The sequence below is a fragment of the Paenibacillus lactis genome (assembly GCF_017873605.1).
GTDB lineage: Bacteria > Bacillota > Bacilli > Paenibacillales > Paenibacillaceae > Paenibacillus_AQ > Paenibacillus_AQ lactis.
This window is the reverse complement of record NZ_JAGGKI010000040.1, coordinates 1-10487: the sequence shown is the minus strand read 5'-3', so window position 1 is coordinate 10487 and position 10487 is coordinate 1. Positions and strand designations below refer to the sequence as shown.

General features: G+C 54.3%; 7 protein-coding genes and 1 CRISPR repeat array. All 7 genes read right to left on the bottom strand.

Going from position 1 to position 10487, the window contains the following annotated elements; all coding sequences use genetic code 11:
- Positions 1–220: 220 nt before the first annotated feature.
- The 7 genes from J2Z18_RS30125 to J2Z18_RS30095 all read right to left on the bottom strand — a co-directional run bounded on the left by J2Z18_RS30125 (position 221) and on the right by J2Z18_RS30095 (position 8372).
- The gene (locus J2Z18_RS30125; protein WP_157462163.1) at positions 221–685 is read right to left on the bottom strand and encodes a hypothetical protein; all 465 of its coding nucleotides are present in this window, start codon (positions 683–685) and stop codon (positions 221–223) included.
- A gap of 230 nt (positions 686–915) precedes the next feature.
- Positions 916–1293, bottom strand: a complete 378-nt coding sequence (locus J2Z18_RS30120) for a Rieske (2Fe-2S) protein (RefSeq protein ID WP_028404478.1) — start codon at positions 1291–1293, stop codon at positions 916–918.
- Between the two features lie 51 nt (positions 1294–1344).
- Positions 1345–2400 (bottom strand): amidohydrolase family protein, encoded by a 1056-nt coding sequence (locus tag J2Z18_RS30115; RefSeq protein ID WP_034272725.1) that lies wholly within the window; start codon positions 2398–2400, stop codon positions 1345–1347.
- Between the two features lie 47 nt (positions 2401–2447).
- Entirely contained in the window at positions 2448–3998 is a 1551-nt protein-coding gene (locus tag J2Z18_RS30110; protein ID WP_210095779.1) for an extracellular solute-binding protein, read from the bottom strand.
- Between the two features lie 73 nt (positions 3999–4071).
- The gene (locus tag J2Z18_RS30105; protein ID WP_007131601.1) at positions 4072–4932 is read right to left on the bottom strand and encodes a carbohydrate ABC transporter permease; all 861 of its coding nucleotides are present in this window, start codon (positions 4930–4932) and stop codon (positions 4072–4074) included.
- A 12-nt stretch (positions 4933–4944) separates the two neighbouring features.
- Positions 4945–5865, bottom strand: a complete 921-nt coding sequence (locus J2Z18_RS30100; RefSeq protein WP_210095778.1) for an ABC transporter permease — start codon at positions 5863–5865, stop codon at positions 4945–4947.
- Positions 5866–6068: 203 nt separating this feature from the next.
- A complete protein-coding gene (locus J2Z18_RS30095) occupies positions 6069–8372 on the bottom strand; it encodes a helix-turn-helix domain-containing protein (RefSeq protein WP_210095777.1) in 2304 nt (767 codons plus the stop codon).
- A gap of 633 nt (positions 8373–9005) precedes the next feature.
- A CRISPR array of direct repeats spans positions 9006–10361; the repeat unit is 32 nt; unit sequence ATTTCAATCCACGCACCCGCGAAGGGTGCGAC.
- Positions 10362–10487 lie beyond the last annotated feature (126 nt).

Sequence of the window (10487 nt, the reverse complement as noted above, 5' to 3'; positions counted from 1 at the left end):
GGGGGTAGCCCCCTCATATTTTTCTTAACTTAGTTACTTTGGAAATACAGAGAAACCCTGATCCTTTAAAAGGACAGGGTTTCTCGACAATCTGAAGGCATCCCATCTTTGGGGATGCCTTTTTTCTTTTTCAAAATCCACTATTGGGTTGAGTAACATTGAGTTCCGCGCTACACGCAGCAAGAAGTGATTCACCGAGCGAGGTCTCTCTGTACACTCCTTAAGAGCCGCTCGGCAATGCTAAATCAAAGTTAAATAAAATATCCTGAGCTTCTATATTGGATTTCGCCAAGATATGGACCCTCAGTTGTAACGGCTCGGGTTGGCCCTGCACGCCTCGGGCTTTAGCCGTTAAGTAATAATGATTCTCCCCCAATTTATGCTGCTCTCCGCTTTCTGTATCTGCGAGCAGCTGCCCATTGCTGTAGAATCTATAGCCCAGATCGTTTTCCTCTGGTCCGCCGCCTTGGAGTTCGAACCCAATCGTAACTTCATCATCACGGTAGGCAGCGTTTCGTAACACAATGGTCATGCCGTCAATCGTTTTCGTTTGAACGTCAATATTGGGCTCCGGCATCGTCCAATTCTTTTCTGGATTGAAATAATCATAAGCAAAAAGGATGCCCAGGCCGATCAAAATAATAGCTACGGCAGCAATTCCAATTCCTCGCTTGTTTTTGTTCACGTTGCTCATTCCTTTATGCAATCTTGTAAGGCGGGGCTTGTCCCCTCCCTACATGATACATGATTTCATAACTTTATACTAAAAAGGGACGACTCCCGATCATTCCGGAGTCATCCCGAAGCGCTGCTTTATCTTGTCTTTATAACTTTCGTTCTCTCATTCTATTTTTTCCTGCTTTACTTCTACTTCTGTTCTACTTCTTCTACTATTGTTCTACTTCTCTTCTACTTCTACTGCTGTCCTACTTCTTCTACCTCCCGCATGACGATCCCGATCTTCCCTTCATGCACCTCCACCTTATACTTCTTCACCCTGATCCGTTCGCTGAACAGCGACTCGCCGGTCCGCAGGTCGAACTCCCACCCGTGCCAGGGGCACCGAACGACCTCTCCCTCCCGGCCGTACTCGTAGCTGTACACTTCCGAAGGAAGCGTCGTTCCGGAGACAGGGCCGGCGCAGATCGGGGCTCCCTGATGCGGGCAGTAGTTCAGGATGGCATGATATTCGCCGTTCACGCGGTAGATGCCGATCTCGCGGCCGTCAATTTCGACGACGGCGCGGCCGCCCTCCGGGATCGCATCTTCCGTCAGTACGTAGTGCACTGTCATAAGCACCCTCCTTTACTCGCAAAGGATAGAGCAGCCAGCGTCCTCTCCCGATTAATCCAGCCGGTACAGCTGCTTCGCGTTTTCGTAGAAAATCTTCCGTCTCGCCTCCGGCTTCAGCCCCCGCAAAATGTGATGGGGCGAATCGAAGTCCCAATGCGGGTAGTCGCTGGAGTAGAGCAGGATGTTCTCGGCATCGATCATATTAAACAGATCGATCAGATGCTGCGGATGGTCCGGCTCCTCGATCGGCTGGGTCGACAGGTAGCAGTGCTCCCGGATATACTGACTCGGCATCTTCTTCAGCCAAGGTACGGTGGAGCGGAGCGCCTTGTAGTTTTTGTCCAGGCGCCACATCAATGCCGGAAGCCAGGCCACTCCGCCCTCCACGAGCACGACCTTCAGCTTCGGAAATTTCACGAAGATGCCCTCGCATACCATGCTCACCAGATGTGCCATGAACATCTGGGAGAGGCAGGTATGCCATTCAATGTACCGGGCCGGATAGCCGGCCGCGGTTGGAGCCGTTGAGCTGCCGCCGCCCTCGGCTCCCGGATGGATCGCCACCGGGAGCCCGTTCCGCTCGGCTGCTTCATAGATCGGATGATAGTGGCGCTGTCCGAGCGGGGAACGCGCCGCGCTGGAGATCATCACCTCGACGATGTCCGGATGCCCGCCGACCCGGTCAATCTCGCGGGCGGCAAGCAGCGGATCCTGGGTCGCCACGACCATCGCACCCTTAAACGCTTTATGTTTGCCGAGCCATTCGTTGATCAGATAATCGTTATAGGCCGAGCAAATGGCTGCCGCGTAGTCCGGATCATGCGTGGATGAAATGTTATAGACGACGCCGGTCAGCACGGCATACTCCACATCGTAGCCTTCGATAAGCTGCTTGATCATGAAATCCGGATCAGACCCGGCTTTCCCTCCGCCAGGGGGAATCGAATCCTTCTTCATCACGCCGATCGGCGAATAGTACCCGGAGCCTGCATAGCCGATGCCGGAAGCCGCTACCCGGGAGCGCCATGGCTCCTCGAGATAAGGGAGCAGGGCGCGGTCATCCTGCTCGTTATGAACATCGACGTCAATGATCTTATAGGTCTCCACTTTCGTCTCCACGTTCGGATTCCTCCTCTCCTCCCTATCTGCTTCCCTTACTTGCCGCCATAGGTGCGCGTATAGGCCGTATTGTACATGGCCAGAAGCTCGTCGGCGCCCAGCTTCTTGGCCTGATCGATAAATTGCTGATACGTCTCGTCGTTAATCGGCGTTTTGCCGGTCACGAATTCCGTCACCTTCTGCTCCAGGAATTTGTTCAGATTGTTCAGCTTCGACTTCTCCAGCTCCAGCTCTTCCTCCGTCTTGACGATCTGCTTCGGCGCCGGGATGATATACTCGGCATAGCGCGCGTTGATGTCCTTGCTCTTCTCGCTTAGACCGCGCTCCCAAGCCTCGCGTGACAGCGCGTTGTTCAAGGTGATGAGATCATACCAGACGCCCCAGTCCTTCCGCAGCGTATTGAACGGGGAGGCGCCAAAATCTTTGTTGTAGACCGGCTTGCCGTCCTCCATCGTATATGTTTTGCCTTCGATGCCGAGCGAGAGATAATTCGTTCCCTCCTGGCTGACCAAATAGTCGAGGAACTGCACGGCCCGCTCCTTATCCTTCACTTTGGCCGAGATCGCCCGGCCGACGGTGCCGACGACAGGACGGGAGAACTGATAGTTCTTGATGCCGTCAGCCGCAAACGACGGGATCGCGTCCAAGTCGTATTCCGGAATCCCGGCATCCCGCGCCTTCGCGACGAGCGATTCCAGATCCGCCTTCCAGAAATACGTGACGAGCGATTTGCCCGTCAGAATCCGCTCTTCCCACTGCGCCTGCGTCAGCAGCGAAAATTCCGGATCAAGCAGCTTCTCCGTGTACAGCTTATTCAAATACTCCAGCATCGCCTTGTAATTGTCATGATACGGCGCGAAGGCATACTGATCCGTCGTCGGATCCAGGCTGTAGAAGCCGTGAATGCCGGTGAATATGCGGCCGAAGGTCGTGAAGAGACCGGTATCGCCGACGATCGAGTTGGAAATGAGCGGATAGGAGTCCGGATATTTTTCCTTCAGCGTTTTGAGGAATTGGTAGAACTCATCCACGGTCGTCGGCGGCTTAATGCCGTGCTGATCCAGAATATCCTTGCGCGCATACCAGATGAAGTTAAAGCCCTTTCCCTCCGCATCGCCTTCCAGCACAGGGACGGTGTACAGCCCGCCATCCGTGCCGGTTGCCAGCGCTTTGGCTTCCGGGTACTTCTCGTAGAACGCCTTCAGATTCGGCGCCTTGTCGAGATAATCCTGGAGGTTGAGGAATACCTTCTCCGGTCCATGCTCTCTGCCGTCCTGCGTAGGCACCTGGATGAAATCGGTAGCGGTGTTCGTGGCGATCATGATCTGCCGCTTCTCTTCGAGCCCTTCCTGGCTGACTACCTGAAATTCCACCTTGACCCCCGTCTTTGCCTCGATTTCTTTAAAAATCTCCCAGTCGTCCCTGACCTTCCCCTCCACCCGGTCATACACGAGCCATGAGAAGGTAACGGGATTGTCCGGACTCAGCGTCCCGTCATCCTTCCCGCCTCCGCCGCCGCAGCCGGTGACGAGCAGGGCGCACAGCAGCATTAATAGGAGCGCCTTTCTGAAACCCTTCCGCGTCATGCACACAACCTCCCTTTTCTTAAAAATACAGCATGCCTTATAGAAACGGATGAGCCAGCATCCATCGCTACCGTTACCCCTTGATTCCGCCGATCATCGTCCCTTGGACGAAATATTTCTGAATGAACGGGTAGACGCATAGTATCGGCAGCGTCGCGATGATAATCATCGCGTACTTCAGCGTTTCGAGGTGGGTCAGATCCCCTTCGCCCTGCACATTCGTGCCGGCAATCAAAATGTTGCGCAGCATGATCTGCAGCGGATACATCTCCCGGTCGTTCAAATAGATCAAAGCGCTGAAGAACGAATTCCATTGATTCACGGCGGTAAAAAGGCCGATTGTCACCATCACGGGAAGCGACAGCGGCAGCACGATCCGCACTAAAATCTGCATGGAGCCGCACCCATCGATGGCTGCTGCGTCCTCCAGCTCTTCCGGCAGTCCCTCGAAGAACGTCCGCATGATGAACAAATACCAGGTGCTGATCAGCGACGGGAGGACGATGGCCCAGATCGTATCGAGCAATCCAAGCCTCTGGACGATCAGGAAGGTCGGAATCATCCCCCCGCTGAAGAGGAGGGTGAAGGCGGCCATCAGCAGGATCACCCTCCGTCCCGGCAGCCAGCGCTTCGCCAGCGGATAAGCCATCGCGGACGTCGCGATGAGGGTCAGCACCGTATGCAGCGCCGTATACCGGATCGTATTCCAATAGCTGACCCACAAATCCGGATTATAGATGAGCTGTTCATATGCGATCAACGTTATCTTTTTCGGCCATAGCAGCACCGCTCCGCTGGCGACGAGGGCATTATTGCTGATCGATGCCGAGAATACGTATACCATGGGATAAGCCATCACGATGATGAGCACGATCATGAATGTGATGTTGAAGAAGTCAAACAGCCTCGAGCCGAGGCTCACCTTTTGTTTCATGGCGCATCTCCTTTACCACAAGCTGGTCTCCGAATATTTGCGCACGATGCGGTTCACCGCCACGACCAGAATGAATCCGATCGCCGATTGGAACAGGCCCACCGCGGTGGCGAAGCTGAAGTCGGCGTCGAGAATGCCCCGCCTGTAAACGAAGGTGTTGATAACGTCGGACGTTTCGTAGTTCATCGTGTTGTAGATCAGCAATATTTTCTCGAAGCTGGCTTCCATGAAATTGCCGAGGGTCAGCACGAACAAAATGATCATGACCGGCACCATGCCGACAAAGGTGATATGCCGAATTTGCTGCCACCGGTTCGCGCCATCCATCTTCGCCGCTTCATACAGCATCGGATCGATGCCGGCAATGGCGGCCAGATACAGGATCGTGCCCCAGCCAACCTTCTGCCATATTTCCGAGCCCACATATACCGTCCGGAACCATTCCGGCATGCCGAGAAACATAATCGGCTCGATCCCGAACAGCTTCACCAGCAGGTGGTTGATCACCCCGGTCGTCGGCGACAGGAAGGTGACCAGAATACCGGCAATGACGACGGTGGACAGAAAATGCGGCATATAGCTGATGTTTTGCACGAATCGCTTGAACCATTTGCTCTTCAGCTCATGGAACAGCACGGCCAGAATGATGGGCGCCGGAAAGTGAAACAGCAGATCGTACACGTTCAGCATGATCGTGTTGCGGATCAGCTTCCACGCATCAGGCGTCACGTAGAAGAACTCAATGAAATGCTTCAGGCCGACAAACTTGCTGCCCCATATCCCCCGGCCGATCGAGTAATCCTGGAAGGCGATGATGATGCCGTACATCGGCGCGTATTTAAAAATCAGGTAATACAGAATGCCCGGCAGCATCAGCAGGTACAATGCTTTGTGCTTTTTCAGCACATATCCGATACGCGATAGCTGCGCCAATCCCCACCACCTCCTTGTTTGGCGTTTCTGTAGCCGACACCTCCGGCTGTTGTCCCCACTATACGAGCCTAAGCTTAGGGCGTAAAGCGCGCATCTTTTCCTGCGGGCGCCCGGTTTTCAGCCCTTGTGGAGCAAGGGTTTGCGGCTTCGTCCATGCAAAAAAAGAGACTTTTCGAAAAAAATCAGTCTCTCTCTTTGTAACGCTATTGGTGCAGCGTCCGGTATTTCGCCGGCGTAATGCCCTCATATTTGCGGAAGGCCCGGATCAGCGAGTTTCGGCCCCAATATCCGACCCTCTCCGCAATCTCGTCCAGCTTCAGATCCGTTTCGAGCAGCAGCTGCTTCGCTTTCATCAGCCGATACTTCGCGATATACTCCACATATTTCTCTCCGACCTCTTCCTTGAAGGTGCGGCTGAAGTGGCCGATCGACATGTTCATCATGCCGGCAAAAGCCTCGATCGACAGCTCTTGGTCGTAATGCTCGTGAATGTACGCCACAATGCCGGCGATCTGCTGAGCGCGCGTGCCGGGTGCCGGCCGCCGAAAGAGGAACGCGTGAATCTCCTCGAAGCACGCCCTGAGCTCACCCCATGTCATGCAGCGGTTCATGCGTTCAAATAACCGGGAGTAATACGGAACGTTCAGCTCGTTATGCTCGGATTCGGCTGCCCGGATCCACGTGTTCAGCACATCCGCCAGCAGATACTTCATCTGCTCGGCGGCCGCATCTCTGCGCTGCCCTTCCTCCAGCAGATCCAACACGGACCGGAGCAGCTTGTCGTATTCCCTGGTTTTGCACTGGTTCAGAATCCGGTTGACCTCCTGCACGGACAGGAAGGAATCGCCTCCCTGCAAATCGCGGACGGGCTGACTCCCGCAGATTTCAACGGTGGAGTTGAGCCCCCGATACTGGAGCACGATGACGGCATGCTCGTAGGAAAGGTGAAGTTCCTCCATCGTTTGAACGGTTTTGCCAATGCCGATGGTGGCCTTAAAATAGTCGCCGTATTGCAGCAAAATAAGTTTCGCCATCTCCGCTATATGCTCGGGGCCATCACTCATCGCCTTGTCATGCTGCACGATGCAGGCCAGCAGATTCGGCTTGGTCTGGCACAGCCATATCCGGCCCGGAGCCAGCTTACGGATCTTGTCCTTCATCTCGGCCAGCAGAAAGGTTTTGCCCGTTTCCGTCGGATGCTCCGGCACATCTAGATTGTCGTGAAGCGCAATGGTCAGCACCGTTCTGGCCGCTACGGGGTTGTACGTAAACTCAATCTCCTTGGCGTAGTATTCAATGGACAGGGCGTCGCGGTATTGACCGAGCAGCAGCTTGGTCACGAACTGCTCCTGCACGATCGGCAGCATCCCGTGGACCATGTGGGACAGCTCCCGGTTCTCGGTCATGATGGACTGGGAATAGCGTTTAATGACGTCAAATTCATTTCCTTCATTCGCAGGGCTTTCCCCGGTACGGCGGTGCGACTTCAGTCCATTCCGGATTTCCGCAATCGGCCGGTATAAACGCCGGCTCAAGTAATATGACACCCATCCCCCGACGACCAGAAAAAATGCGAGGAACGCCCAGCTTATGAAACGGGTGACGTATACCGGCTTCATCAATGTGCCCAGCTCGATCATGCTGATATAATGCCATTGCTCGTCGAATGCCGATTTCATAAGCGAGAGTCCGGTCTTGTCCGAAATCGTAAATTGCGGGGATACGCCTTCGGCATGGATCCGCTGCTGCAGCGTCTGCCGGTCCCGCTCGCTTAAACCGTTCTCGGAGATCAAACGGCCCCGATCGTCTATGATCGCCGTTCCGCGGACCCAACTTTCCGGAATATGAATCTGCTCCTGGAGCTTGTTCGTCCTCAGATCGACCAGGAGATACACATCGGGGGCGTTTGTATTGAAGGGATAGCTCATCACCGCCGTCAGGGAGCTGCCGGAGTCGGTGAAATTCATCATTTTTTTGCCGATCAATTCGGCCTCCAGCTGTTTGCGGCTTCGGGGCTCCATCGGATAACGCGTGGTAAAATAGTAGGCTTTGTTCGTATACGTCTCCGCATCGATGATCAGGTCCTCGTGCACGAAAATGTAATACGCCCGCTCGACGAGCTCATCCGACTCCAGCTGCTGCAGCTGCTCCCGCAGCGAATGAAGCAGCTCCGGCTGCAGCTTGCCTCCCGGCGAGTCGGCTGCGCCCATCAGCACGCTTCGCAGCCTAGAGGTGCTCAGGATCTGGATCATGTTCGTCTTTAGCGCCTGGAGCGAAGCGTCCGTCTGCTCGGCGAACCGGCTCATCACGATGTCGTTCAGGCGCTCCGCATCCTGCTCGATGATTCGCACGACCAGCACCTGTGCAAGGACGCTGGCGGCAATGACCGGGATGAGGATGAGCAGAAAATAGTTGGCGAACAGGCGCCAAAACAGGGTGCGCCTCCGCGGTGCTGGGTTTGGGACGGCTCCTTGCTCAGGAGATCGACTGTGCGCAGCTGGCTTCATGTGAGATCCCCCTTGGGTTTGAAATGGCAGGTGGCGGGGCCTGCGGGGTTTTAGCGAGCGGTAAAGCGTTGTCCCTTACGGGGCTGATCGGTCGAGACAAGGTTGCGGAATCTTGAGACGGGCTAATGCGCCCGGAAAGACAGTACAAGGCCCAAAGGGCTAGGCTGGGCACCTTATGGGTCCAAAGAGAGTGACCCGGAAGTCTGGGGCTGGCCGTAGAACTTAGTTGGGGCACACAAGGCGGGGCAAGGGCACCTCAACACATCCTTTTAGGGACTAGTCAGAGCTGTGCGACCGTGCACAGCCGGAACCCCGGCTGTAGCTCCCTCGTATAAGTCAAGCCTTCTGCTTTCACTATATTTTGATGGAAGTTACAATATGCCCTGTAAGGGGAAGCCTTGAGAAGCACCTCTGACCTTTTCCTCAATCGTCATATATATTGAAAAACCGCATGGAGTAATTATACTCACATGCGGCTTCCCGAACCGACCCTACGCACGTAACCCTTTCTATATGAAGAGTATAAGTCATCAAAATCGACCGATCGCTGTAATGAACTGCGGAGCCAAAACCAAGCACCCACGAAGGGTGCAACGCGGAAGCATGGCAGGCTGGAGGCTGCTGAAAGGACATATTTCAACCCACGCACCCGCATAGGGTGCGACGCAGGAACTTTGTGTTTCTCCCCGCTGCTATATTATTTCAATCCACGCACCCGCGAAGGGTGCGACTAACGTCCTTTTCTAGGTCCTCCCATTGTGTACCATTTCAATCCACGCACCCGCGAAGGGTGCGACTGAATACATGGAGATCCAGCAGTACGCCTTCATATTTCAATCCACGCACCCGCGAAGGGTGCGACATAATCTCAATAGCAGATACCAAAGGCCGATCAATTTCAATCCACGCACCCGCGAAGGGTGCGACATGCGGATCGTAGTTTTCCATCGTAATATCTTCATTTCAATCCACGCACCCGCGAAGGGTGCGACGCCGAAAGGTATAAAGCTGAGATCGAGGCAGCAATATTTCAATCCACGCACCCGCGAAGGGTGCGACGGTGTTGGCGAATAAGATTTCGCAGATTAGCACTGATTTCAATCCACGCACCCGCGAAGGGTGCGACACTCAAGCGTTTCGGCCGTCGTCTCGTTGCGCAAATTTCAATCCACGCACCCGCGAAGGGTGCGACGGGTCTAGGCCGTTCGGCAGGACAAATACCACCTATTTCAATCCACGCACCCGCGAAGGGTGCGACGATGTAATGATCGTCGCGGCAAGGCCTAGTATCGATTTCAATCCACGCACCCGCGAAGGGTGCGACTCCCTTGTGGCCGAGGTTCGCGGAACAGATCGATATATTTCAATCCACGCACCCGCGAAGGGTTCGACATTTGGGATCAAGGTATCCAGCGACTGGACCGGGGAATTTCAATCCACGCACCCGCGAAGGGTGCGACCAGGGCAGCTACTGGAGGGTGAGAGCCAATGAGCATTTCAATCCACGCACCCGCGAAGGGTGCGACTACATCATTATCGTGATGCTCATTCTATTTAAATATTTCAATCCACGCACCCGCGAAGGGTGCGACCGTTTTTGGATAACTTCTCGTCTATTTTCTTTTATTTCAATCCACGCACCCGCGAAGGGTGCGACACGAAAAATTCGTAGTATCAATAAGCTTGCAAAGATTTCAATCCACGCACCCGCGAAGGGTGCGACTGTTCTGCTGTTGGTTCTCAGCTGCTTCCTTCCAATTTCAATCCACGCACCCGCGAAGGGTGCGACTTTTCCACCGGCGTACATAACGTTTGTACCAGCAATTTCAATCCACGCACCCGCGAAGGGTGCGACTACCCACTTGATAAGCCCTTGATCTTGGTTTCGTAATTTCAATCCACGCACCCGCGAAGGGTGCGACACCGTAACTCTTCGCTTTACTGAATTTATCCCGGTATTTCAATCCACGCACCCGCGAAGGGTGCGACAATGTTAGGATTTGTTAGGAGTGCAGAGGAATGGAGTTGTCAAAAAAAGTGCAGTTTGAAAACACCCTCATACAGAAATCCCGTTACTAAGCTGCTTGCGACAGCATTCTTTCGCGATAAATTGCT